The organism is Pseudomonas sp. B21-036 (assembly GCF_024748925.1).
GTDB lineage: Bacteria > Pseudomonadota > Gammaproteobacteria > Pseudomonadales > Pseudomonadaceae > Aquipseudomonas > Aquipseudomonas palmensis.
Genome location: NZ_CP087178.1, coordinates 3,378,017 through 3,403,230, shown reverse-complemented (window position 1 = coordinate 3,403,230; position 25,214 = coordinate 3,378,017). Strand labels below are relative to the sequence as shown.

At 70.2% G+C, this 25,214-nt stretch carries 14 protein-coding genes; 11 read left to right on the top strand and 3 right to left on the bottom strand.

The window, feature by feature from the left end; all coding sequences use genetic code 11:
- Positions 1 to 22: 22 nt before the first annotated feature.
- The gene (locus LOY33_RS15280; protein WP_258659324.1) at positions 23 to 934 is read left to right on the top strand and encodes a DUF4880 domain-containing protein; all 912 of its coding nucleotides are present in this window, start codon (positions 23 to 25) and stop codon (positions 932 to 934) included.
- Here LOY33_RS15280 and LOY33_RS15275 read toward each other — a convergent pair.
- Both LOY33_RS15275 and gspH read right to left on the bottom strand, forming a co-directional pair.
- The gene (locus tag LOY33_RS15275) at positions 927 to 1,538 is read right to left on the bottom strand and encodes a prepilin-type N-terminal cleavage/methylation domain-containing protein (RefSeq protein WP_054916093.1); all 612 of its coding nucleotides are present in this window, start codon (positions 1,536 to 1,538) and stop codon (positions 927 to 929) included. The genes LOY33_RS15280 and LOY33_RS15275 overlap by 8 nt on opposite strands.
- Complete coding sequence (gene gspH / locus LOY33_RS15270; protein ID WP_258659320.1) at positions 1,535 to 1,978, bottom strand: type II secretion system minor pseudopilin GspH; 444 nt, start codon at positions 1,976 to 1,978, stop codon at positions 1,535 to 1,537. The genes LOY33_RS15275 and gspH overlap by 4 nt, the downstream gene beginning before the upstream one ends.
- 118 nt (positions 1,979 to 2,096) lie before the next feature.
- On the opposite strand from gspH, the gene LOY33_RS15265 reads away from it, so the two are divergent.
- On the top strand, positions 2,097 to 2,528 hold the full coding sequence (locus LOY33_RS15265) for a type II secretion system protein N (RefSeq protein WP_258659313.1): 432 nt from the start codon (positions 2,097 to 2,099) through the stop codon (positions 2,526 to 2,528).
- On the opposite strand, the gene gspI is transcribed toward LOY33_RS15265, so the two are convergent.
- Positions 2,515 to 2,898, bottom strand: a complete 384-nt coding sequence (gene gspI / locus LOY33_RS15260; RefSeq protein ID WP_043860346.1) for a type II secretion system minor pseudopilin GspI — start codon at positions 2,896 to 2,898, stop codon at positions 2,515 to 2,517. The two genes, LOY33_RS15265 and gspI, sit on opposite strands and share 14 nt — an antisense overlap.
- A 139-nt stretch (positions 2,899 to 3,037) precedes the next feature.
- Here gspI and gspG point away from each other — a divergent pair, with 139 nt between their 5' ends.
- The 9 genes from gspG (at position 3,038) to LOY33_RS15215 (ending at position 25,185) form a co-directional block, all read left to right on the top strand.
- Positions 3,038 to 3,481 (top strand): type II secretion system major pseudopilin GspG, encoded by a 444-nt coding sequence (gspG, locus tag LOY33_RS15255; protein ID WP_054916090.1) that lies wholly within the window; start codon positions 3,038 to 3,040, stop codon positions 3,479 to 3,481.
- Between the two features lie 8 nt (positions 3,482 to 3,489).
- Positions 3,490 to 4,449 carry a type II secretion system minor pseudopilin GspK gene (gene gspK, locus LOY33_RS15250; protein ID WP_240619902.1) on the top strand — a complete coding sequence of 320 codons (960 nt, stop codon included), beginning with the start codon at positions 3,490 to 3,492 and terminating at the stop codon, positions 4,447 to 4,449.
- The gene (gene gspL / locus LOY33_RS15245; protein ID WP_088515442.1) at positions 4,446 to 5,393 is read left to right on the top strand and encodes a type II secretion system protein GspL; all 948 of its coding nucleotides are present in this window, start codon (positions 4,446 to 4,448) and stop codon (positions 5,391 to 5,393) included. Before gspK ends, gspL begins: the two co-directional genes overlap by 4 nt.
- Complete coding sequence (gspM, locus tag LOY33_RS15240; RefSeq protein WP_043860342.1) at positions 5,383 to 5,901, top strand: type II secretion system protein GspM; 519 nt, start codon at positions 5,383 to 5,385, stop codon at positions 5,899 to 5,901. The genes gspL and gspM overlap by 11 nt, the downstream gene beginning before the upstream one ends.
- Positions 5,898 to 8,249, top strand: coding sequence for a type II secretion system secretin GspD (gspD, locus tag LOY33_RS15235; protein ID WP_258659303.1), 2,352 nt, complete (start codon positions 5,898 to 5,900; stop codon positions 8,247 to 8,249). The genes gspM and gspD overlap by 4 nt, the downstream gene beginning before the upstream one ends.
- On the top strand, positions 8,246 to 9,664 hold the full coding sequence (gspE, locus tag LOY33_RS15230) for a type II secretion system ATPase GspE (protein WP_258659296.1): 1,419 nt from the start codon (positions 8,246 to 8,248) through the stop codon (positions 9,662 to 9,664). Before gspD ends, gspE begins: the two co-directional genes overlap by 4 nt.
- Entirely contained in the window at positions 9,664 to 10,869 is a 1,206-nt protein-coding gene (gene gspF / locus LOY33_RS15225; protein ID WP_054916085.1) for a type II secretion system inner membrane protein GspF, read from the top strand. Before gspE ends, gspF begins: the two co-directional genes overlap by 1 nt.
- Before the next feature lie 335 nt (positions 10,870 to 11,204).
- Positions 11,205 to 12,347 carry a substrate-binding domain-containing protein gene (locus LOY33_RS15220; protein WP_043860338.1) on the top strand — a complete coding sequence of 381 codons (1,143 nt, stop codon included), beginning with the start codon at positions 11,205 to 11,207 and terminating at the stop codon, positions 12,345 to 12,347.
- 205 nt (positions 12,348 to 12,552) lie between these two features.
- Complete coding sequence (locus LOY33_RS15215) at positions 12,553 to 25,185, top strand: filamentous hemagglutinin family protein (RefSeq protein ID WP_258659286.1); 12,633 nt, start codon at positions 12,553 to 12,555, stop codon at positions 25,183 to 25,185.
- Positions 25,186 to 25,214 lie beyond the last annotated feature (29 nt).

Below are 25,214 nucleotides of genomic sequence, written 5' to 3'. Positions count from 1 at the left end.
TTTGATGCAGGCCCCTCAGACCATGACACCCCAGACTTCGGCTGAACCCAGCCTGCACAGCCAGGCCCAGGACTGGTTGCTGCTGCTTACCTCCGGGCGCGCCACCGTCGCCGACGCACGCGCCCTGCGCCAGTGGTGCGCACAAAGCCCGGCGCACGCCCAGGCCTTCGAGCAGGCCCGCCAGCTGTGGCAGCAGCTGGAGCCGGCGGCGCGCCAGGCCGAGCGCGTGGTGCCCCTGCGTACCCTGGGGCGCCGTGCGTTCCTGGGTGGCGCGCTGGCGGCCTCGGCAGCCTTCGTGCTGCTGCGCAGCAACCTGGTGGACGGGCTCGGCACGCCAGCGGCAGACTTTCACACCGGCGTCGGCGAGCAGCGGCGCATCGACCTGACCCAGGGCATCGCGCTGGAGCTCAACACCCAGACCCGCATCAACCGCAGCGGCGAAGCAATCGCCCTGCTCGAAGGCGAGGTCGAGGTGCTGGCCCAGGCCCCGGTGCAGGTGCAGGCCGGGCAGGCCTGGGTGTCGGCCCAGGCCGGGCGCTTCAATGTGCGCCACACCGATTCGGCCGTGTGCGTCACCTGCCTGCAGGGCCAGGTGCAGATTCTCTGGCAGGGCCGCAGCTTGCCCGTGCCCGCCGGCCAGCAGCTGCGTTACGACGCCCGCAGCGCCGGCAGCGCGCAGCCGTTCGATGCCGAACAGGTAATGGCCTGGCGCGAGCAGCGGCTGGTGTTCCATGACGTGCCGCTGAGTCAGGTGATCGACGAAATCAACCGCTACCGCCCCGGCATGCTGGTGCTGCTCAACCCCAGCCTGGGACGACGCAAGGTGCAGGCGCGCTTCAGCCTGGCGCAACTGCCAGGGGTGGCGCAGCTGATCCGCGATGCCTACGGCGCACGCTGCACCGAACTGCCCGGTGGCGTGGTGCTGCTCAGTTGAGCGGCCCCAGTACCTGGCGGTAACGCTGCGGGCCCTGGGCGCTCTGGCGCAGCAGTTCGATCTCGAGCCCCGGCGGATTGTCCCGGGCCTCGCCGGTCAGGTGCCGCCAGCCCTTGCCCGGCTCCCACACCCGCAGGTTGAATTCAGCCACATCCTCCAGTACCGCCACCCGGCCGGCAGGCGCCGGTAGCGGGAAGCGGTCGCGTGCCGGCGCCGCGGCGCGGTACAGCGTGCCACCCTGCAACCACCAGCGCACGCGCATCAGGCCGTCGTCGGCGGCGCTGCTGCGAATCAGCTCCAGGCGCGCCGGGCGTCCGTCGCTGGCCTGCACCCGCACCGCAGGCAGCGGTTTTTCGCTGGGCGGGTCCATGCCCGCCAGCACCGGCTCGGCCAGTTCGCTGCTGGCACGCAGGGCCAGGTCGCGCTCCAGCTGGTTGAACACCCGCAGCAGGGCGCGGGCCTGTTCGGTGCTGTCCTTGACGTGGCGGTCGGCGCGGCTGACGCTGTCCAGCCCGCGCCAGGCCACCAGGCTGACGATGGCCATCAACAGGATCGCCACCATCACCTCGATCAGAGTGAACCCGCCCTGTGGGTGGCGCCTCATGGCTGGTGCACCTCGACACGGCCGGCGGCATCGCGGCGCACCTCGATCTGCTGCTGGCCGCTGGCCAGGCGCAGGGTCAGCGGCTCGCCGATCCATTCCGGGTCGATGCGCACGGCCCGCTGCGGGGTGCGCTGCACCGTCACCGGCGCGGCCTGCCAGGGGCGCGGGCGCAGCAGCGGGTCGCCGTCCAGCGCCGCGCCGGCCCGCACAAAACGGTAGCCGTCGCGGTCGGCCTGCCAGACCAGGGCGCGGCCATCGGCCTGCACCTCGCTCTGGGCCACCAGCAGCAATTGCGCCAGGCGCTCGGCGTCTTCGCGCAGCGCCCTGGCCGGGTCGGGGCGGATGTTCAGGCTGATGGCGGCGCTGGCGATGCCGACGATCACCAGCACCACCATCAGTTCGATCAGGGTAAAGCCCTGTTGTGGATGGCTGCGTTGCATGGGGCGATGCCTCCTTGGCTGGTGACAGCGTGCACGGCGAAGATGATCGTCGTGTGAAACAAAAGCGTGAGAATCGGCGCGTATGCTCGGGCCAGGAACCACACGGAGACCGTTCCCCATGGCACTAGCATTCAAACCCGTGGCTGCCCCGCAACTGGTCCAGGGCGCGGCGCTGCTCGCGGCGCTGGCCGGGCTCGCGACCTGGGGCACGTTGCTCTGGACGCCCACCCCCCAACCGGTGCCGGCTGCCATGGAGCAGACCCTATCGGCACCCCCGGCCCCCGCCGGGCAGTGGTTCGCCAACCTGCCGGCGCAGGTCGACATCAGCCTCAGCGGGCTGCTGGCCGGCAGTGCCGGTGCGGTGGCCATCGTCTCGCTCAACGGCGGCGCGCCACAGGCCGTGCGGGTGGGCGAGCAACTGGCGCAGGGGGTGCAACTGGTGGCCATAGAAGCCGATGCGCTGGTGATCGAGCGCGCCGGGGAACGCAGCCGCATCGGCATCGCGCGACTGCCCGAAGGCCCCGCGCTGCCGCGCCTCATTCGCCCCTAGGCGCCTGGCCCAGCCAGCTCTCCAGGCGCGCCAGCGGCGGGCCTTCACGGTCACGCTCGAACACCTCCAGGCGCACCTGCAGCAGCCCACCGGGGCGGCTGTCGACCTGCTGCTCGCAGCGCAGGCGCAGGCGCCCCTGGTCGCACTCCAAGCGGCGCAGGCCAGGGGTTGCCTGGCCTTCCAGGCGCAGTTCGGCAAGGCGCGCCTGGGCCGAGAGCAGGGCCAGCGACTTGTCGCGCAGCAGGCCATTGCCCTGGGTCATCAGCCCGGCCGCGCGCACTGCAGCGGCCATCGCCACGGCCACGATGGCCAGCGCCACCAGCACTTCGATCAGGGTAAAACCGGCCTGTTGCGGGCGGCGTCTGCGCATGGGCATCTCGGTGTGGGCAAAGCTGCATCCTAGGGGGTCTGTCTGACCGATTGGCGACCGGAACTCCCGAGGATTTTCAATACCACTGACATATGCCCTTGCCACAATCGGCCCCCGAATCCCGCCAAGGAATGCCGAGATGTCGCTTACCTGCCCACGCCGTTCTGCCCCCCGTCGCCAACGCGGCTTCACCCTGATCGAGATCATGGTGGTGGTGGTCATCCTCGGGATCCTGGCAGCGATGGTGGTGCCCAAGGTGCTCGACCGCCCCGACCAGGCGCGTGCCACCGCCGCCCGCCAGGACATCGCCGGGCTGATGCAGGCGCTCAAGCTCTACCGCCTGGACAACGGCAGCTACCCCAGCGCCGCCCAGGGCCTCAAGGTACTGGTGGAAAAACCCGCCTCGGCCAAGCCCGGCACCTGGCGCGCCTACCTGGAGCGCCTGCCCAACGACCCCTGGGGCCGCCCCTACCACTACCTCAACCCCGGTGCCAACGGCGAGATCGACGTGTTCTCGCTGGGCGCCGATGGCGAGCCTGACGGCGACGGCGTGAACGCCGATATCGGCTCCTGGCAGCTGTAGGCGCCGTGATGAGACCGTCCGCGCAGCAACGCGGAATGGCGATCATCAGTGCCTTGCTGATAGCCGCCGTGGTGGCGGTGATCGCAGCGGGCATGATCAGCCGCCAGAGCGTATTCACCCGTGAGCTGGAAAGCCTGCAGCAGCGTGCCCAGGGGCAGGGCGTGCTGCAGGCGGGCCTGGCCTGGAGCCGTGAGGTACTGGCCGAGCAGCGCCGCGTCGACCCGCTGGTACGCCTCGACCAGGGCTGGGCGCGCCCCATCGCCGGCCTGCCGGTGGGCGAGCACGGCGCGGTGTTTCAGGGCCGGCTGGAAGACGAGCAGGGCAAGTTCAACCTGCGCAACCTGGTGGTCGAGGAGCAACCCGACGCGCAGGCCCTGGCCACCTTCGAGCGCCTGTGTGCACTGATCGGCCTGGCCGCGCCGGTGGCGCAGGCGATCGCGGCACGGGTGATCGACGGCTACCCGCGCCGGCAGGCGCCCGTGGCCGAGGCGGTGCACGGCTTCGACAGTGGCCGCGCAACCTCGCCGGGTGCCGCCTCGCGCCCGGTGCCGGCACGCCGGCCGATGCTGCGCAGCCTCGACCAGCTGGCCGTGCCGGGGCTGGATGCCGAAGGGCTGGCACGCCTGCGCCGAGTGGCCACGGTGCTGCCGGCCAACACCTGGATCAATGGCAACACCGCGTCGGCCGAGGTGCTGGCGGCGCAGGTGCCGGGCTTGAGCGTAGACAAGGCGCGCCAGCTGATCGCCGAGCGCGACGGCGGGCGCTGGTTCGTCAACCGCGGAGATTTCGTCAACCGCCTGCAGATGCCCCACGTGGTCCTCGAAAGCGTGCCGGTGGGCATTACCAGCGACTGGTTCCGCCTGCACGGCGTGGCCCGCAGCGGCTCGCGCGAGGTGCGCCTGGAGGCGCTGCTGCTGCGCGGGCAGGCGCCCCTGGCACAGGTTGTCTGGGCACGGGTGGGCGCATGAAGGCACAACTGCACATGGCATTGCCGCGGCTCGCGGCGCTTGAGGGCGGGGCGCGGGTCGGCTATCGGCAACTGGACCGCCAGGGCCGGACCGAGGCCGAGGGCGAGGCGGCGCAGGCGCAGCTCAAGAGCCTGGCGCGGGGCCGCGAGGTACTGGCGTGGCTGCACCCGGACGACAGCCTGTGCACCGAGCTGGTACTGCCGCCGTTGCCGGCGGCGCGCCTGGGGGCGGCGGTGCAGTGCGCGGCGCAGGGCCTGATACTGGGCGATGTGCGCGCCGTGCATATCGCCCACGGGCCACGGGCAGCGGACGGGAAGGTGGCGGTGGCATGGCTGGGGCAGGCGGCATTGCAGGGCCTGGCGCAGTGGCTGTCGAATGCCGGCCTCAAACCCCGGGGCCTGTACCCGACCCCGGCAAGGGCCGGCGCATGCCCGGTGGCGAGCCTGCACAGCGGCCTGCGCGCCCCTGCCGCCGCACAGCACGGCTGGCCACGGGCACTCGCCCTGTGCGCCAGCGCCGCCATGATCTGGACCTTGGGCCTGAACCTCTACGCCGCGCGGCTGGCCGACACCGGCCAGCAACTGCGCCAGCACATGCACCAGCAGGTACGCGCTGCCTACCCGCAGTTGCAGGTGATCCTCAACCCGCTGCAACAGGTACGCCAGCAGCTCGCCGCCGGCGACAATGGCGCGGTCGCACCCTTCAACCACCTGCTGCAGGCCGCCGGCAGCGCCATGCCGTTTCTGGCCGGCGCAGTCGAGCAACTGACCTACCACGACGGCGTGCTCGACCTGCAGCCACTGCCCGGCGCCGCGCGGCCCCCGGCCGACAACGCCTGGCAAACCCGGCTGGCGGCGCAGGGCATCGAGGCCAGCAGCAGCGACCACGGCTGGACCCTGCGCCCGGCGACCGCCACGGGCGAGGAGGTGGCCAATGTTGAGTAAGGCACGGCACCCCCTGCGCCGCCTGCGCCCCTGGTGGCACGGCCTGAGTGCGCGCGAGCGCCGCGCCGTGGCCCTGACCGCACTGCTGCTGGGCACCACGCTGTGGTGGCTGGTGCTGGTGCAGCCGGCACTGGCGCGCATCGCCCACTGGGAGGCCGAAACGCCCAGGCTGCGCAGCCAGGCGCAAACCCTCGACGGCCTGCTTGCCCACGCCCCCTCACTGCCGGGCGCCGCGCAACAGGCGCCGGCCCTGCGCCAGAGCCTGGAGCACGCCGGGCTGGGCGGCCATTACCAGCTTCAGGCGGTGGAGGGCGGCTGGCAGCTCGATCTTGCCCAGGCCCCCGCCGAGGCCGCCACCGCCTGGCTGCTGCAGGCCCCCGCACAACTGGGCCTGACGGTGGTGCACAGCCGCCTGCAACGCGACCCGCTGGCCGACCCCTCGGCCACGGCGTCGTTCTCCGGAATCGTTCGCTTGGACCAGGCGCAAGGCGCTAAGGAATCGTCATGATGTGCACCCAACTGCCGCGCCGACTGGCCGGCCTGGCTCCCCTGGTACTGGCACTGGCCCTGGCCGGTTGCAGCCAGCAGCCTGCGCAGCCACTGGCCAGCAGCGAGCTGGGCCGACCGCTGGCCAACGTGCAGCCCGGGCCGACCAGCCTGGAACGCCACGGCCTGCAGGCGCGGGTCGAGCCACAGCGCCCGACCCCGCGTGCCCCCGCCCACCGCGCCAGGCCCCACAGCGATGGCAGCGCCAGTGCCGCACCGGGCAACCCGCTGGGTGACCAGCCGGTGCAGCTGAACTTCGTCGACGCCGACATCCAGGCCGTGGTGCGCGCCCTGTCGCGGGCCACCGGGCGCCAGTTTCTGGTCGACCCGCGGGTCAAGGGCCAGCTGACCCTGGTGTCCGAAGGCGAGGTGCCGGCCACACGTGCCTATGCCATGCTGCTGGCGGCCCTGCGCATGCAGGGCTTCAGCGTGGTCGACGTGGGTGGCGTCAGCCAGGTGGTGCCCGAGGCCGACGCCAAGCTGCTGGGCGGGCCGATCAACAGCAAGGATGCCGGCACCGGCATGCTCACCCGCACCTTCCGCCTGCAGTACGAGAACGCGGTCAACGTGATCCCGGTGCTGCGCCCCATCGTGTCGCCCAACAACCCGATCAACGCCTACCCCGGCAACAACACCGTGGTAGTCACCGACTATGCCGAGAACCTCGAGCGTGTGGCCCGGCTGCTCGACAGCATCGACATCCCCAGCGCCATCGACACCGACGTGGTGGCGATCCAGAACGGCATCGCCAGCGACATCGCGGCCATGGTCTCGGAGCTGCTCGAAACCCAGGGCAACGACCCCACCCAGAAGATCAGCGTGATCGGCGACCCACGCTCCAACAGCGTGGTGATCCGCGCCGGGAGCCCCGAGCGCACGCAACTGGCCCGCGACCTGATCTACAAGCTCGACAACGCACAGAACAACCCCAGCAACCTGCACGTGGTGTACCTGCGCAACGCCCAGGCCGGCAAGCTGGCCCAGGCCCTGCGCGGGCTGCTCACCGGCGAGAGCGACAGCAGCAGCGGTGACGACGCCCGCGCCAGGCTCAGCAGCGGTGGCCTGCTGGCAGGCAAGCAGAACGGCAGCGGCGCGGCGGCGAACACCGCGCAGACCACCAGCGCCACCCCGCCAGCCGCCACCTACGGGGCCAGCCTCGGCCAGGCCGGCAACGCCTATGGCAACGGTTCGCAGGGCAGCGAGCAGAACACCGCGTTTTCCGCCGGCGGGGTGACCATCCAGGCCGACGCCACCACCAACACCCTGCTGATTTCGGCACCCGACCCGCTGTACCGCAACCTGCGCGAGGTGATCGACCTGCTCGACCAGCGCCGCGCCCAGGTGGTGATCGAAAGCCTGATCGTCGAGGTCAGCGAAGACGACGCCAACGAATTCGGCATCCAGTGGCAGGCCGGCAACCTGGGCAAGAACGGTGTGTTCGGCGGCGCCAACCTGGGCGGTGCCGGGTTCAATCGCGGTGCCAGGAACAGCATCGACGCGCTGCCCCCCGGCCTGAGCGTGGGCGTGGTGGACGGCACGGTGAACATCCCCGGCATCGGCGAGGTGCTCGACCTCAAGGTGCTGGCCCGCGCCCTGACCAGCAAGGGCGGCAGCAACGTGCTGTCCACGCCCAACCTGCTGACCCTGGACAACGAGGCGGCGAGCATCTTCGTCGGCCAGACCATCCCCTTTGTCAGCGGCCAGTACGTCACCGATGGCGGCGGCACCAGCAACAACCCGTTCCAGACCATCCAGCGCGAAGAGGTGGGGCTCAAGCTCAACGTGCGCCCGCAGATCTCCGAAGGCGGCACGGTCAAGCTCGACATCTACCAGGAGGTCAGCAGCGTCGACGAACGCGCCTCCAGTGCCGCCGGCACGGTCACCAACAAGCGCGCCATCGACACCAGCATCCTGCTCGACGACGGCCAGATCATGGTGCTCGGCGGCCTGCTGCAGGACGGCTACACCCAGGCCAACGACGGCATTCCGTTTCTTTCCAGCCTGCCGGGGGTGGGCGTGCTGTTTCGCAACGAGCGCCGCGCCACCAGCAAGACCAACCTGATGGTGTTCCTGCGCCCCTACATCATTCGCGATGCCGAGGTGGGGCGCAGCATCACCCTCAACCGCTACGATTTCATCCGCCGTGCCCAGGGCGGGCTCAAGCCGGCCCATTCCTGGGCGCTGCCGGACGCGCAGATGCCGCTGCTGCCCAGCGCCGAGCAGGGCGTACCGCGCGCGGGCGCGGCCATCGGCACCCCGCGTGCGGCGATCCGCGCCGTGCCGCTGGATGAAGTCGGGGTTGCCCGGTGAGCCGCCTGCCGTACGCCTGGGCCAAGGCCCAGCGCGTGGTGCTGCTGGCCGGCGAGCACGCCGCGCCCCTGCGCCTGTGCCCCTCGACCCCGGCCTGGGCGCTGGGCGAGGTGCGCCGCCAGTTCGGCGAGCAGGCCGCCGAGCAGGTCAGCGAAGACGAGCTCGACCGCCTGCTGACCAGCGCCTACAGCGACAACGGCGGCGCCGCAGCGGCGGTCGGCGCGGCCGAGAACGATGTCGACCTCGACCGCCTGATGCAGGACATGCCCGAGATCACCGACCTGCTCGACACCCAGGACGGCGCGCCGGTGATCCGCATGATCAACGCGCTGCTGACCCAGGCTGCCGGCGACGAGGCCAGCGACATCCACATCGAACCCTTCGAGACCCACTCGGTGGTGCGCTACCGGGTCGACGGCACCCTGCGCGACGTGGTCTCGCCGCGCAAGGCGCTGCACGCGGCGCTGGTGTCGCGGATCAAGATCATGGCGCAACTGGACATCGCCGAAAAGCGCCTGCCCCAGGACGGGCGCATCGCCCTGCGCGTGGCTGGCCGGCCCATCGATATCCGTGTGTCCACCGTGCCCACCGGGCATGGCGAACGGGTGGTGATGCGCCTGCTGGACAAGCAGGCCGGGCGTCTGCAACTGGAAACCCTGGGCATGGCCCCGGCGCTGCTGGCCCGCCTGGACGTGCTGATTCGCCAGCCCCACGGCATCGTGCTGGTCACCGGGCCCACCGGCAGCGGCAAGACCACCAGCCTGTACGCGGCGCTGGCGCGGCTCGATGCCAGCGTCAGCAACATCCTCACCGTCGAGGACCCGGTGGAATACGACCTGCCGGGCATCAGCCAGATCCAGGTGAATGCGCGCATCGACATGACCTTTGCCGTGGCCCTGCGCGCGATCCTGCGCCAGGACCCGGACATCATCATGATCGGCGAGATCCGCGACCTGGAGACCGCGCAGATCGCGGTGCAGGCCTCGCTCACCGGGCACCTGGTGCTGGCCACGCTGCACACCAACGACGCCGTGTCGGCGGTCAACCGCCTGCTCGACATGGGCGTGGAACCCTTTATGCTGGCCTCGGCGCTGCTCGGCGTGCTGGCCCAGCGCCTGGTACGGCGGCTGTGCCCGCACTGCCGTCAGCCCGACCCGAATGCCCCCGGCCAGTTTCGCCCCCATGGCTGCGCCAGCTGCAACCACACCGGCTACAGCGGGCGTACCGGGATCCACGAGCTGTTCTGCATCGATGACCCGATTCGCGGCCTGATCCACCAGGGCGCCGACGAACAGGCCCTGCGCGCCGCAGCGCGCCAGGCCGGCATGCTGAGCATGCGCGAGGACGGCCAGCGCTGGGTCGACAGCGGCAGTACCGCCGTGGAAGAAATCCTGCGTGTGACCCGGGACGCCTGATGAGCCGATACCGTTATGAAGCCGCCGATGCCCAGGGGCGCATCAGCCGTGGCCAGCTGGAGGCCGACAGCCCGGCGGCGGTGATCGGGCAATTGCGCGGGCTGGGCCTGAGCGCCTTGCAGGTCGAGCCGGAGCCTGCCGCCAGTGCCGGCGGCGGGTTGTTCGCCAGCAAGCTGTCGGATGCGGACCTGGCCTGGACCACGCGCCAGCTGGCCAGCCTGCTGGCCGCCGGGCTGCCGCTGGAGGGCGCCCTGAGCGCGACCCTGGAGCAGGCCGAACGCAAGCACATCGCCCAGGTGCTGGGCGCGGTGCGCGGCGACGTGCGCAGCGGCATGCGCCTGGCCGACGCGCTGGCGGCGCGCCCGCGGGACTTTCCCGAGATCTACCGCGCACTGATCGCGGCGGGGGAGGAGTCCGGCGACCTGGCCCAGGTGATGGAGCGCCTGGCCGACTACATCGAAGACCGCAACACCCTGCGCGGCAAGATCCTCACCGCGTTCATCTACCCCGGCGTGGTCGGGCTGGTGTCGATCGGCATCGTGATCTTTCTGCTCAGCTACGTGGTGCCGCAGGTGGTCAGCGCCTTCACCCAGGCGCGCCAGGACCTGCCGGGGCTGACCCTGGCGATGCTCAACGCCAGCGACTTCATCCGGGCCTGGGGCTGGCTGTGTTTCATCGTGCTGGTGGCCGGGGCATGGGGCTGGCGTGTGTACCTGCGCGGCGCGTCGGCACGCCTGGCCTGGCACAGCCGGGTGCTGCGCCTGCCGTTGCTGGGGCGCTTCGTGCTGGGCCTGAACACCGCACGCTTCGCCTCGACCCTGGCGATTCTGGGCAGTGCCGGGGTGCCGTTGCTGCGGGCCCTGGAGGCGGCGCGCCAGACCCTGGCCAACGACCGCCTCGACCAGTGCGTGAGCGAGGCCACGGCGCGGGTGCGCGAAGGCGTGGGGCTGGCGTCGGCGCTGGCGGTGGAGAAGGTGTTCCCGCCCTTGCTGATCCACCTGATCGCCAGCGGCGAGAAGACCGGCAACCTGCCGCCGATGCTCGACCGCGCGGCGCAGAGCCTGGCCAAGGACATCGAGCGCCGAGCGATGGGCATGACCGCATTGCTGGAGCCGCTGATGATCGTGGTGATGGGTGCGGTGGTGCTGCTGATCGTGATGGCGGTGCTGCTGCCGATCATCGAGATCAACCAGCTGGTGCAATGATTTTTTTGGAGGGGTGGGCAACACCCGAGTGGGTTGCCGGGGAATCCGGGACCTCGAGGGGCCGCCCCATCGGTGGTGAAGCCATCGCGGGTCAAGCCCGCTCCCACACTGACCTGTGTGGGAGCGGGCTTGACCCGCGATGAGGCCACCCGAAACACCCGAGAAATTACCCGCCAAGCTCCCGATGTTTTTTCCTCTGACTGTCACCGCGCACTGCCAACCTAAGCCTCGTGGATCGGCCAGCAAGCCCTCTGGATCAAGGCGCTGCGCCACGCCACCGTGACATGCAAGCGCGACTCACCTCAACGTACGAACACGACGAAAGGAGCTTCTTCATGTTTAAGCGCACTATGATCGCAGCCTCGCTGGCTGTTGCCGCACTGGCTTCGGCTCAATCGATGGCAGCGGTTGTCGGTGGCGGTGCCACCCTGCCACAAGGCCTGTACACCACCCCAGGCGTACTGGGCGCCGGTTTCGACACCTACACCGGTGTTGGCAGCGGTAAAGGCAAGTCGGCTTTCCTGTTCAACCGTGCCGCCGATATCAACAAGCCCGCCGGTGTGACCGTCGATTTCGCAGGCAGCGACTCGATCCTTTCCGATGCGGAAATCAACACCTACAACCTGGACCACAACAGCGCCGGCAACGACGTCGCCAACAAGTGGGGCCCGCTGATCCAGGTTCCGTCGGCAGCCACCTCGGTCACCATCCCGTACAACCTCAAGCTGGCCAACGGCACTGCCGTCAACGACCTGAACCTGACCAGCGCCCAGCTGTGCGGGATCTTCTCGGGTTCGATCAGCAACTGGAACCAGATCGACGCCAGCTACCCGAACAAGGCCATCAAGGTGTTCTACCGCAGCGGCAGCAGCGGCACCTCCGAGATCTTCACCCGTCACCTGAACAGCCAGTGCCCGACCCAGTTCGGCGTCAGCAGCACCTTCACCACCGCTCAGGTCGGTGCAGAGCCTGCCACGTTCCAGGGTGTTGCCCTGAGCGGCGATATCGTGACCTCGGTGTACGGCACCGAAGACGCCATCGGCTATGTAGGCCCTGAAGACGTGGATGCCACCAACAACGCCAAGGTCGCCCGCGTCAACAACCTGCTGCCAACCGTCGGCAACGTGCAGACTGCACTGGCCAACGCCGCGCCACCGGCCACCGCCGCCGCACGCGCGATTCCGCAGAACTGGGCCCCGGTGCTGGCCAACCCGGCCACCGGCTACTCCATCGTTGCCTACACCAACCTGATCTTCGGTCAGTGCTACAAGGACGCCGCAGACGGCACCGCCGTCGTCGCCTTCCTGAACCGTCATTACGGCGCCACCACCAACAACGATGCGGCCATCATCGCGCAGAAGCTGATCCCGTTGAGCCCAGCCTGGAAAAACGCCGTTCGCCTGCAGTTCGCCAACCAGTCCGGCGCACTGGGCGTGAACAACCTCAGCGTGTGCAACACCCAGGGTCGCCCGGCCTAAGCCGCGCCGACGCCTGTCGCTGTACCCCGTCGGTAACGGCTCGCGCCGTTACCGGCTTTTGCGTTTCAGAACGCCACCGATCACATGAACTTTGCGTGACAAAGGTTCGGTCTGCCGCCCGTGCAACCGCCTATGTCATAGGTCACCGGCCGCACCGGCGTGTGGCACCCCATTACCGCGATGGACCAGAAAAGGATTGATTGCAATGCGCCTTGGCACTGCTGCTTCGCCCTCCCACCGTACCCACCGTCAGGCCGATATGCCCCTGCTGCGGCTCAAGCCGCTGGCCCAGGTGATTGCGCTGCTGGCCCTGGCCGGCAGCGTGCAGGCGGCGCCTGCGGCGTTCAGTTCGGCCTGGTTCGCGGCCAAGGGCAGCGCGCCGCAGGCCGGCGGTACGGGCGGGCAGGGCGGTGCGGTGCAGTTGCCGGGGCTGCCACCGCCGCTGGCCCAGCAGCAGCGTGCCAATGCCCAGTTGCAGCGTTCGCTGCAAAACCTCAACAACACCGTGGCCGCCATCGCCGCGCAACAGGCTGCCCAGGCGGCCGGCCGCGCCGCCGCGCTGGCGGCGCCCTCGAGCATCCACAACGGCCTGGGCGGCAATGGCCTGAACCCGCTGCTCGATGCCAATGGCAAGCCGTTGTTCACCAACGCCGAGGCTCCGGTACAGACGCAGAAGGGCGGCACCACCCAGGTGACGATCAAGCAGACCGCCGACAAGGCGATTCTCAACTGGGAAACCTTCAACGTCGGCCGCGATACCCAGCTGACCTTCCAGCAGAACGCCAACTGGGCACTGCTCAACCGCGTCGGCAACAGCGTCGCGCCCAGCCAGATCCAGGGCACGATCAAGGCCGACGGTACGCTGATGATCGTCAACCGCAATGGCATCGTGTTCAGCGGCAGCAGCCAGATCAACGTGCGCAACCTGACGGCGGCCGCCGCCACCATCAGCGACCAGCAGTTCACCGAGCGCGGCCTGTACGTGGACAGCCTGGGCAGCCAGCCGACCTTCACCGATGCCGCCGGCAAGGTCATGGTCGAGCGCGGCGCGCTGATCCAGACCCACGCCCCGGCAAGCTCCACCCAGGGCGGTGGCTACACCCTGCTGCTGGGCCACGAGGTGGAGAACGCCGGCCAGTTGATCAACGCCAAGGGCCAGGCGACCCTGGCGGCAGGCGATACCTTCTACATCCGCAAGGGCGTCGGCACGGCGGGCAACCCGTACTCCACCACCCCCGGCAACGAGGTGGCCACCACCCTGAAGGCCGGCAGCACGGCCGGCACGGTGAGCAACAGCGGGCTGATCCAGGCCAGCCAGGGCGACATCACCCTGACCGGGCATCAGGTGCGCCAGCAGGGCGTGGCCGTGGCCACCAGCTCGATCGACAACCGCGGCACCATCCACCTGCTCAACGCGGCCAGCGACCGCACCGGCAACGTGACCCTGGCCGCCGGCAGCACCACTGCCATCGTCATCGACGCCAACCCCGGCAGCGCACTGGACAGCCAGCGCGAGGCGGTGCGCAAGGACCTGGGCGGGCAGGTCAACCAGCGCAACGGCGCGTTCGACAACCTCAGCGCGGTGGCCGATGACCGCAGCCTGTCGCGGGTGGAGATCGTCAGTGGCGGCACGGTGGACTTCCAGGGCGGCTCGCTGACCCTGGCCACCGGCGGCCAGGTGGCGGTGAGTGCCGGCCAGCGCAGCCTGCTGCGCGACGGCGCGGTGCTGGACGTGGCGGGCGCGGTCGGGGTCAAGCTGGCCATGGACAGCAACAGCATCAAGGTCAACATCCAGGGCAACGAGCAGCGCGACGCGGCGGGCAACCGCGACAGCGGCGCGCTCAACAGCACCGATGTGTGGGTCGACATCCGCGAGCTGGTGCACGTGGCCGCCGGCACCAACGGCTACGAGGGCGAGCGCTGGTACACCGCCGGCGGCCTGCTGGAAGTGGGCGGCTACCTCGGCACGCGCAGCCACGGGCTGGGCGAGTGGCTGGCCCAGGGCGGCACGGTGAGCTTCACCGGGGGCGACCTGGTGACCCAGGCCGGCTCGCTGGTCAACCTCTCGGGCGGCACGCTGGACGTGGCCACCGGCTACCTCAAGCAGACCTGGCTCAAGGGCGCCGACGGGCGCCTGTACAACCTCTCGCGTGCCCCTGGCGATGTGCTGTACCAGGGCGTGTACAAGGGCTACGAGCAGCACAGCGCACGCTGGGGCCAGACCCGCTACTTCTACAGCCCGCTGATCGCCCCGCGCGAGCGCCTGGAGAACGGCTACACCGTTGGCCGCGATGCCGGGCGGCTGGTGGTCGGCACCGCCAATGCGCAGCTGGGCGGTGAGATCCTGGGCGAAACCTTCAAGGGCGACCACCAGCTGCAGGCCCCCCAGACCGGCCTCGACGGCTACCGGCAAAGCCAGCTGAGCCAGGCCCGCGGCGCGCAGCTGATCGTTGGCGACTACCGGCCCACCGCCACGGGCAGCGTGCTCAACGCCGGCGCGGGCAACCTGCACCAGGTGGTGATCGGCTCGCAGGTGCAGGGCGGCTCACTGACCCTCGACGCCCCGGTCGAGGCCGAGCGCGAAGGCGTCCTGCGCCTGGAAGCCGAGCGCCTGCGCGAGCTTGGCGGCCTGCAGGTGGCCGCGTATGAGGGCATCCGCCTGGAGCAGGCGCTGAACCTGGCCGACGGCGCCGGCCTGAGCCTGCTGGCGCCACAGGTGCAGATAAACGCCGACCTGGTCAGCCATGGCGGCGACCTGCTGCTGGGCAACCTGCAACGCGGCTCGGACAGCCTGCGGGTCGGCAATGCCGGCCTGGCCGCGCGTATCGAGGTGGCCGACGGGGTTCGCGTGGAGGCCAGCGGCCGGCGCCAGGACGGCGTCAGTGCGCAGCCCGCCGACCTGTCGGCCTGGCTGGACGGCGGTTCGCTGGCCCTGCGTGGCACCGGCGACATTCGCCTGGGCCAGGGCAGTGTGCTGAGTGTGGAAAGCGGCGCGGCGCGCACCCCCGACGGCAGCTGGCGCGGGGGTGCCGGTGGCGACCTGAGCCTGGCCAGCCTGACCTCGGGCGGGGCCGGTGGGCAGTTGCTGCTGGGCGGCGAGCTGCGCGGGTACGGCACCACGGGCGCCGGTACGCTGGCCCTGCGCGGCGACACCGTGAGCATCGGCGCCGACACCCCGGCGGCCAGCCTGAACCTGGGCAGCGATTTCTTCGCCAAGGGCTTTGCCCGCTACGAGGTGGTGGGCAACCAGCGCCTGGAGGTGGCGGCCGACAGCCAGGTGCAGGTGACGCGGCCGGTGTATCGCCTGCGCGGCGATGCCCGTTCGGCGGGCGAGGCGCTGGAACTGTGGACGCCACCGCAGTACCTGGAGAACGCGGCCAAGGGCGTCCTGACCCAGCGCGCCGGTGCCAGCCTGCTGCTGCAGGCGGGCAGCGAGTTGGACCAGTCGGCCCAGCAGGTGGCGTCACGCTGGCTGCAGGTAGCCAGCGGCAGCCGTATCCAGGTCGATGACGGGCAGTCCATCACGTTGCGCAGCCCCGGTGGCCTGCAGGTTGACGGCAGCCTGGTGGCACACGGCGGGCAGATCACCCTGGCTGACACTGTTGTGCAGGAGGCCTTGACCAGTGCGGTGCGGTTCGAGCCGCATCAACGGGCGATCCGGGTCGGCGCCGGGGCGCTGCTCGACGTATCGGCCCGTGCCGTCACCGCCGTGGACGCGCGTGGCGAGCGCTATGGCGAACTGCGCCAGGGCGGCAGTATCGTCATCGGCAGCACCTTCGACCCCAACCTGGGTGGCGCGCTGGCCCCCGACCTGTTCGTGGTGGTCGAGCGTGGCGCTGTACTGGATGCGTCCGGCAGCCAGATGAGCGTCGATGTTCCCGGGGTTGGCGCGACTCGGCTGGCCAGCCAGGGCGGCAGCATCAGCCTGAGTTCGATCAATGGCCTGTACGTGGACGGCGAGTTGCGTGCAGCGGCGGGTGGCGCTGGCGTGGCGGGCGGCAGCCTGACCCTTGCGCTGGAGAGCGGTACCTACCCGATCACCCCGGCCTATGCCGAGGCCATCCGCCAGCGCGAGCTGCGTATCAGCCCGCGCGGGGAAGCCTTCGCCAACCAGGCCGGTAAGCTGGAACATGGCCATGGCCACCTCAGCGTGGCCCAGGTGGCGCAGGGCGGGTTCGATGCACTGACGCTGTTCAGCCGCGGCGTGATCAGCTTTACCGACGACGTGACGCTGCAACCGGCGCGCAGCCTGCACCTGTATGCCGGCGCACTGGGGCTGGCCGAAGGGGCTCGCGCCGATACCTGGGTGCGCCTGTCGGCTGCGCATGTGCGTCTGGCCGGGTACACCAGCCTGCCGCCGGCCGGGCCGGGCCTCACCAACAATCAGATCGGTATCGCGCTTTCGTCGCAAGCCGATCAGGCCAGGCTGCAGGTGGATGCGGCGCTGATCGACGTACGCAATACCCTGAAGTTCGGCACGGGGGTGAGTGAAGCGCTGAGCATCGATCGACGCGGCTTCCATCAGGTCAGCCTGAACAGCAGCGGCGATCTGCGCCTGCTCAAGACACTGGGCGGTAACGACACGCGGCTGGTGGCGCCGGGCACGCTGACCCTGAGCGCGGCGCAGATCTACCCTGGCACCAATGCCGTGGCAGTGATCAAGGCCGAGCATGTGAAGATTGCGCGCAGCAGCGCGGCCACGCCTGCCCAGCCCTATTCGCTGTTTGGCGCGCTGTCGATACAGGCCGACACCATCGACCAGCAGGGCGTGCTGCGCGCGCCCCTCGGCGCCCTGGTACTGGGCACCGCCAGCACCCGCGAAGTGACCCTGCGCCCTGGCAGCCTGACTTCGGTCAGTGCCGCCGGCCTGGTGATGCCTTATGGCGGCACGGTAGATGGCCTGGTGTACAACTTCGCCGGCCAGTCGCTGAACAGCACGGTGCTGGGCCAGAGCCTGCCCAACGGCTGGCTCAACGTGACCCTGGGCGGTGGCAGCATCGCGGTCCAACCCGGTGCGGTAATCGACCTGTCCGGCGGTGGCGATGTGCGCGGCGCCGGCTTCATCTCCGGGCGCGGCGGCTCCACCGATGCCCGCTATCACCCGCTGGTGCGCAACAACCCCGATGGCAGCTTCAGCCTGCCGGGCCTGGCGGACAACCCGGTGTACGCCATCGTGCCCGGTGTGCAGGCCAGCGTGGCGCCCGAAGCGGTGGCGGGCGAGCCATCGGGTTCGATGCCGTTGGTGGGCCAGCAGATCACCCTGGACGCCGGGATACCGGGCCTGCCCGCCGGCACCTACACCTTGCTGCCGGCCAGTTATGCGCTGTTGCCGGGGGCCTATCGTGTCGAGGTCAACGGCCAGGCCAGCGTCGGCGCGCCGCAGGCAGGTGCCACGGCGCTGCGCAATGGCTCATGGGGCCTGACCGGCAAGCGCTCGATCGCCGGCAGCGGGCTGGGCGATGCCCTGTCGCAGCACCTGATACTGACCGGTGCCGACACCTTGCGTCGGTACTCGCAATACAACGAAACCAGTTTCAGCCAGTTCCTGCTCAACGATGCCGCACGCCTGGGTATCCCGCGTGCCGCGCTGCCCATCGATGCCAAGGGCCTGACCCTGGACCTGGGCCATAACGACACCACGCGGCCCGGCTTCAGCATGCAGGGCGTGCTGTTGAACAAACCGGCGGACAAGGGCCACGGCAGCATCGCCACGGTGCTGTTCGGCGACACCCTGGTGATCCACGGCGACAACGCGCCCGCCACACCGGGTGCCGGCGAAACCGCCATTGCCGCGTCGCAGCTCAACGCCCTGGGTGCCAGCAGCCTGCGCATCGGCCATGCCGGGCAGCGGGTGTACGGGCAGGGTGGCAACCAGCTGCTGTTCGGTGATGCCAGGGGCACCAGCATCGTGCTCAAGGGTGGCGCGCACCTGAAGGCCGCCGAAGTGCTGATGGTTACCGGACGCATTGCCGGCGCCATCAACATAGAGCAAGGCGCGAGCATCGATACGCTCGGGCAGGGCGCACCCGCCTACGACAGCCGCGACGGCTACCTCTACAACCCGCACAACAGCAGCCTGCTGATCGTGTCCAATGGCTGGGTCGACGTGCTGGCGCCGCAAGCGCCCAGCGGGACGATCACCGGGCCGGGCAGCATCCTGATCGGCGGCTGCCTGACGCGGTGCAGCGGCCAGACCGAGCTGTATTCCGAAGGCACCATTGCCGCCGCCACCAACAACCGCTTCAGCCTCGACGACCAGGTGCGCTTCGGCACCCGCAACCTGACCCTGGCGGTGGGCGCGATCAACGTCGGCAGTGCGCAAAGCCTGGCCGCCGCCGCTGCGGCGGGCTACCTGCCCAGCGGCCTGACCCTCAACCAGCAGGTGCTCGACCGCCTGCTGCAGGGCGATACCCGCCGTGGCGCGCCGGCCCTGGAAACCTTGACGCTGACCGTGCAGGACAGCCTCAACTTCTTCGGCACCACCGCGCTCGACACCCTCGACCCGGCGACCGGCAAGTCGCGCCTGAGCAACCTGGTGCTGGGCACCCCCGCGATCTACGGGCATGGCGCGGCCACTGACGTGGCCAGCGTTCGTACCGGCAACCTGATCTGGAGTGGCGCCACCCAGGCCGCGCCGGCCCTGCTCGGCAACGGTGCCGGCACCGGCAGCGGGCGGCTGCAGATCGAAGCCCGGCGCATCGAACTGGGGTATGGCCCGCAGGCGCAGAGCAGCAGCCAGCCGGCGTTCGAGCGCCTGGCGCTGGGCTTCAGCGACGTGGCGCTGCTGGCCAGCGAACGCCTGACTGCCAACCACCGTGGCAGCCTGTCGGTGTATCAGTCACGCGGCGAGTATGTGACCGGCGAAGGCTACCGCTACAGCGGCGGCAACCTGCTGGTGCGCACCCCGCTGGTGACCGGTGAAGCCGGCTCGGTCAACCAGGTGCGCGTCGGCGGTGCCCTGCAGATGCTCGCGGGGGCGGCGCCGAGCACCGCCGACGCGCAGCTCAAGGCCGGGGCGCTGGGCGCCGAATGGTCGTTCAGCGCGCAGCGCATCGACCTCGACACCCGCGTGGCACTGCCCAGCGGCAAGCTGACCCTCGACAGCCAGGGCGACCTGCGCCTGGGCCAGGCGGCGCAACTGGACCTGGCCGGGCGCAAGGTCAGCCTCAACGACCTGGTCAAGTACAGCTGGGGCGGCGACGTGATCCTGCGCAGCCAGCACGGCAACATTCACCAGGCGGCCGGCTCGAGCATCGACCTGCACGCCGAACACAACCAGGCCGGCAGCCTGGAGGTGGTGGCGCTGGACGCCAGTGCCGGCCAGGTCGACCTGCAAGGCCGCCTCCTGGGCGCAAGCTCCGGCCACTACGATGCCGGGGGCACCCAGGTGCCCTACGCGGGTGCGGGTTTCACCCTGCGTGCCCAAGGGCTGGCCGGTGACCTGAGCAGTGCCTTCGCCACGCTCAACCAGCGCCTGAACGACGGCGGCGTGCATGGCAGCCGGCGCTTCCAGTTCAAGCAGGGCAACCTGCAGATCGGCAACGGGGTGCGCGCCAACCAGGTGCAGGTGTCGCTGGACAACGGCCATCTGCGCGTCAACGGCCTGATCGATGCCAGCGGCGAGCGTGTCGGCAGCATTCGCCTGGCCGCCGGCAATGGTCTGACCCTGGCCCAGGGCGCGGTGCTCGATGCACATGGCAGCGTGCTGCGCGTGGACAGCTACGGCAAGATCATCGACAGCCCCAACCGGGCCACGGTGGAGCTGAATGCCGGTGCCGGGCAACTGACCCTGGCGCGTGGCGTGCGTATCGACCTGCGCCATGGCACCGACGCACCCCGCGGCGGCGCCGCCGGCCAGCACGATGGCCGCGAGCGCGGCACCCTGGCGCTGTATGCGCCGCGGCTGCGGGCCGACGACCCGACCCATGGCGACATCGCCATCGACGCCTCGCAGGCGCTGTCGATTCTTGGTGCGCAGCGCATCGACCTGTTCGCCATGGCGCGCGATCATGCGGCCCCGCAGGGCGTCGACCCGCATGTCAGCGGCAAGCCCTATGTCCAGATCGACCAGGCCTACCTTGACGCACGCCACGCGCAAAGCGTGCAGTTCATCGACAGCGCCCTGGCCAACACGGCGCTGGTCAACGGCAAGCTCGCCGGCCTGGTCAAGGGTTACGCCCAGCAGTTCCACCTGCGCCCGGGGCTTGAAGTTATCACCGACGGCGACCTGGTGGTCAGCGGCGACCTCGACCTGTCGCGCTACCGCTATGCCAGCCTCAACCCCAACGTGCACAAGACCGGCGCGGTGTACGGCTCGGGCGAGGCCGGCAGCCTGAGCCTGCGTGCCGGTGGCGACGTGGAGGTGCTGGGCAGCATCAACGACGGCTTCGCGCCGCCACCCGAGACCCAGGACGACGGCGGCTGGGTGCTGCTGGAAGGGCGCCTGGCCTATGGCGCCCAGGTGGTGGTGCCCAACGGCGGGGTCGAGCTGCACGAGGGCACCGGTTTTCTGGCCGGCCAGGTGCTCAACTATGACCTGCCGATACAGGCGCGCGTGCTGGCCTCGGGCGCTGTGCTGCCAGTGCGTGCAACCCTTTCGGCCGCGATCGAGCTGCCGGCTGGCACCGTGCTCTCGGCGGCGCTCTACAACGCCGACGGCAGCCAGGCACTGGCGGCGGGCACCCGCCTGGAGGCCCCGCTGCGCCTGGAAGCGGGCATGCAACTGGGCGCCGGCACGCGGCTGGTGGTGAACACGCCCGTCACGGCCATGACCTGGCCAAAAGGCGTGGCACTGCCGTCCGATCCGGGCCACCTGCTGAACGGTGGCGCCGATGACCTGGTGCTGCTGGCGGGCAACCTGGTGCTGCAACGCGGCGCGATCATTCCGCCGCGCACCGATATCAAGCTGGGGGGCGTGGGCTCGGTGGCGCTGCGCAGCGAGGGCAAGGGCACCAACTGGGCGGTTGCCAGCATGCTGCCGGCCGGTTCGCAGTCGTGGAACCTGCGCGTGGTGGCCGGTGCCGATACCACGGCGGCCGACCCGCGCCTGGCCGACCCGAACGCCAGCGGGCGCCTGCGCCTGGCCGACCACCACGTGGGCATGCTGGCGGTAGGCGCCAGTGCCGGCTGGGTGTGGACCCAGGAAGGCATCGACGGGTTTGGTGTGGACGCCAAGCCCGGCGACCCGATCGACTTCGATGCCATCGGCTACCCCACGCTGTGCGACGAGTTCCCCACCTGGTGCGCCAGGGCACCGGCTGCCGGCGGCGGCCTGGTGTGGACCCAGGAAGGCATCGACGGCTTTGGCGTGGACGCCAAGCCCGGTGACCTGATCGATTTCGACGCCATCGGCTACCCCACGCTGTGCGACGAGTTCCCCACCTGGTGCGCCAGGGCACCGGCCGCCGGCGGTGGCCTGGCCTGGACCCAGGAAGGCATCGACGGGTTTGGCGCAGATGCCAGGCCGGGCGATCTGATCGACTTCGATGCGATTGGCTACCCCACCCTGTGCGATGAGTTCCCCACCTGGTGCGTGATGACCGCGCCGGGCAACACCGAGCACGACACGGTGCCCGGCGGCGCTTCGCGTTACAGCGTGCTGCGTACCGGTACCGGTGACCTGGACCTGATCGCCGCCGGCAACCTGGACATGACCACGCTGTTCGGCGTGTACACCGCCGGTACGGCGACCCCGGTGCCCGCCGCCTATCAACTGGCACGCGGGCAGGCCAATGACGGGCAGGTGCTGCCGGAGTTTCTCGGCGGCTACGAGGCGCTGGTCGATGGCGGCGCGCAGAGCCTGTACCAGGCCTGGTACCCGGAGCAGGGCGGCAACCTGCTGTTGACGGTGGGGGGCAACCTGACGGGCAACTCCCTCAGCCGCGAATATGGCAGCCTGACCCGCCTGGCCTACCAGTTGCCCACCGCACAGGTCGGCAACTGGCTGTGGCGCCAGGGCAGTGGCAACGCGCTGGCGGCAGACGAGCAGATACCCACGGCCTGGTGGATCAACTTCGGCACCTATGTGCGCTACCAGCGCAACAGTGTGGTGGCCGGCTTCACCGGCTTCGGCACCCTGGGCGGGGGCAACCTCGATGTCACGGTGGGCGGGCAGGCCGGTACCCTCGATGTGATCGGCAATACCGCTGACCAGTACCGCACGCAGTGGGACGACAGCGCACGTACCCAGGCCTTGCAACTGGCGGTGGGCAGCACCGGCCGCGTGGGCCGCGATGGCATCCTGACGCTGGGCGGTGGCGGCGACCTGAACCTGAAGGTCGGCGGCGCCGTCAACCCGACCCAGGCGGCCCTGGGGCGTGGCGACAACGCCGATGTACTGGGCGTGGCCGCCCATGACCTGCAGGGTACCCTGGTCAACCTGCGCGGCAACCTGCAGGTGTCGGCAGCGGCCCTGGGCGGTATCGACCGTGCCTACGGCGCGCTCGGGATACAGCAGGACAGCCACGAAACCCGCGCCTACGACCCGTTCCAGGCCACCCTGGCCAGCGCCAAAGGCGGCCTGGTGGTGGTGCCCGGCGACGCCACGGTGCAACTGAGCACCCGGGGCGACCTGGTGCTGGGGGCGGCGGCCGACCCGGGCCGTGTGCCCACGCTCAACACCACGCCGTTCGGCACGGCGGCGGGGGGCGGCAACAGCTGGTTCAGCCTGTGGACGGCGAACACTGCCATCGACCTGTTCTCGGCGGGCGGTGACCTGACCCCCAGCACCCAGCTGATCGAATTGACCCAGCCGGTCAGCGGTGATGCGCTGTCCGGCCTGGATACCTCGCCCACCGACGGGCGCTTTGTCTACCCGTCGATCCTGCGTGCGGTGGCGGCCTCCGGCAACCTGTACTACGGGAACTCCGCGCAGTACCGGGAGAAGAACCGGCTGCAGGGCGCGAGTGGCTACTCGTTGCTGCTGGCACCTTCGGCCAATGCCCAGTTGCAGCTGGTGGCGCAGGGTTCGATCTACGCCGGTGGCTATGCGATCAACCAGTCCGGCGCCGCACCGTCGGCCCTGGCCACGCCGTTCAACCCGGGTTTCATCGGCAGCTACAACGGCCACAGCGTCAGCAACCAGAGGCCAGACGGGATTGCGGCAGACCTGGAAGCGGGTCGCTTCCCGCTGTTCGCCTTTGGCAGCACCAGCACCGCCAATGCCTACGGGCAGTTGCAGCCGGCGCGCATCTACGCCGTGAGCGGCGACCTGGTGGGGGTGCGCTCGGGCGAGGTCCTGAACTTCGGCAATGCGCGCAATGGGGCCGTCTGGTACGAGGGCGCCGCACCGGTGTGGATGATGGCGGGGCGCGACATCGTGTACAGCGGTACCGGCCTTGGCGAGACCACCTACGTGCCGGCGATGATGTCGGACATCGTCGGTGCGCTGGCGCTGTCCAGCGGCAACCTGTTCGTGCACAACCACGCCACCGATCACTCGCAGGTGGTGGCTGGGCGCGACATCCTGTTCAGTGGCCTGAACGTGGCCGGCCCCGGCACGCTCACCGTCAGTGCCGGGCGTGACCTGCGCCAGGAGGACCGCGCGGCCATCACCAGCCTGGGCGCCATCGTCACCGGCGACAACCGCCCCGGCGCAAGCCTGGTGTTGCAGGCCGGTGTGGGCGCCCAGGGGCCAGGGTATGCGCGCTTTGCCGAGCTGTACCTGAACCCGGTCAATCTTGCCGACAACAACCAGAGCCTGGCGGCGCAGCCGGGCAAGGTGGCCAAGACCTACGCCGAGGAGTTGCGTCAATGGCTGGCCGAGCGCTACGCCTTCGAGGGCGATGCGGCCCAGGCGCGGGCGCGGTTCGCCAGCCTGCCGGCGACCGAGCAGGCGGTGTTTGCGCGCCAGGTGTACTTTGCCGAGCTGCGTGCCGGCGGCCTGGAGTACAACACCGTGGGCGGGCCGCGCCAGGGCAGCTACCTGCGCGGGCGCAATGCGATCGCGGCGCTGTTCCCCGAGCAGGACGTGGCCGGCAACCCGATCCGCTACGACGGCGACATCCTGATGTTCGGCGGGGCCGGGGTGCGTACCCAGGTGGGGGGCGCGATCCAGATGCTCACCCCCGGTGGCCAGCAGGTGTTCGGCGTGGAGGGCGAGGCGCCGCCGGCCGGTGCCGGGGTCATCACCCAGGGCAACGGCGATATCCAGCTCTACGCGCGCGGCAGCATCCTGCTGGGGCAGAGCCGCATCATGACCACCTTTGGCGGGTCGATTCTGGGCTGGTCGGCCGAGGGCGACATCAACGCCGGGCGTGGTTCCAAGACCACGGTGGTCTACACCCCGCCACGCCGGCTGTACGACACCTGGGGCAACAGCAGCCTGTCGCCCACGGTACCGAGTACCGGTGCGGGTATCGCCACACTGGCGCCGGTGGTGGAAGTGCCGCCGGGGGACATCGACCTGATTGCGCCGCTGGGCACCATCGATGCGGGGGAGGCGGGCATCCGGGTGTCGGGCAACGTCAACATTGCCGCGTTGCAGGTGGTGAACGCGGCCAACATCCAGGTGCAGGGTGATGCCAAGGGCATGCCGGTGGTGGCGGCGGTGAACACCGGCGCGATCTCGTCGGCGAGTGCGGCGGCGTCGTCGGCGACCCAGGCCGCCGAAGATGCGGTGCGCCAGCAGCAGGCCGCGGCCCGCCAGCGTCAGCCGTCGGTGATCACCGTGCAGGTGCTGGGGTTTGGTACCGAGCGCCTGGTGCCGGGCAAGGAGGGCGCGAGCCTGGGGCCGCAGTACAACCCGCAGAGCCCGGTGCAGGTGCTGGGGGCCGGGGCGCTGGATGAGCAGGCGCGGGGGCGGTTGACGCAGGAGGAGCGCGGGAATCTGGTGCTGTAGGGTTGCCAGGTTCGGTTCGGGGCGGGTGG

Coding starts and splice junctions, on each gene's coding strand:
- LOY33_RS15265 (WP_258659313.1), top strand. CDS start 2,097: ATGGCACTAGCATTCAAACCCGTGGCTGCCCCGCAACTGGTCCAGGGC.
- LOY33_RS15220 (WP_043860338.1), top strand. CDS start 11,205: ATGTTTAAGCGCACTATGATCGCAGCCTCGCTGGCTGTTGCCGCACTG.
- gspG (WP_054916090.1), top strand. CDS start 3,038: ATGTCGCTTACCTGCCCACGCCGTTCTGCCCCCCGTCGCCAACGCGGC.
- LOY33_RS15280 (WP_258659324.1), top strand. CDS start 23: ATGACACCCCAGACTTCGGCTGAACCCAGCCTGCACAGCCAGGCCCAG.
- gspK (WP_240619902.1), top strand. CDS start 3,490: ATGAGACCGTCCGCGCAGCAACGCGGAATGGCGATCATCAGTGCCTTG.
- LOY33_RS15275 (WP_054916093.1), bottom strand. CDS start 1,538: ATGAGGCGCCACCCACAGGGCGGGTTCACTCTGATCGAGGTGATGGTG.
- gspH (WP_258659320.1), bottom strand. CDS start 1,978: ATGCAACGCAGCCATCCACAACAGGGCTTTACCCTGATCGAACTGATG.
- gspD (WP_258659303.1), top strand. CDS start 5,898: ATGATGTGCACCCAACTGCCGCGCCGACTGGCCGGCCTGGCTCCCCTG.
- gspF (WP_054916085.1), top strand. CDS start 9,664: ATGAGCCGATACCGTTATGAAGCCGCCGATGCCCAGGGGCGCATCAGC.
- gspI (WP_043860346.1), bottom strand. CDS start 2,898: ATGCGCAGACGCCGCCCGCAACAGGCCGGTTTTACCCTGATCGAAGTG.
- gspM (WP_043860342.1), top strand. CDS start 5,383: ATGTTGAGTAAGGCACGGCACCCCCTGCGCCGCCTGCGCCCCTGGTGG.
- LOY33_RS15215 (WP_258659286.1), top strand. CDS start 12,553: ATGCGCCTTGGCACTGCTGCTTCGCCCTCCCACCGTACCCACCGTCAG.
- gspL (WP_088515442.1), top strand. CDS start 4,446: ATGAAGGCACAACTGCACATGGCATTGCCGCGGCTCGCGGCGCTTGAG.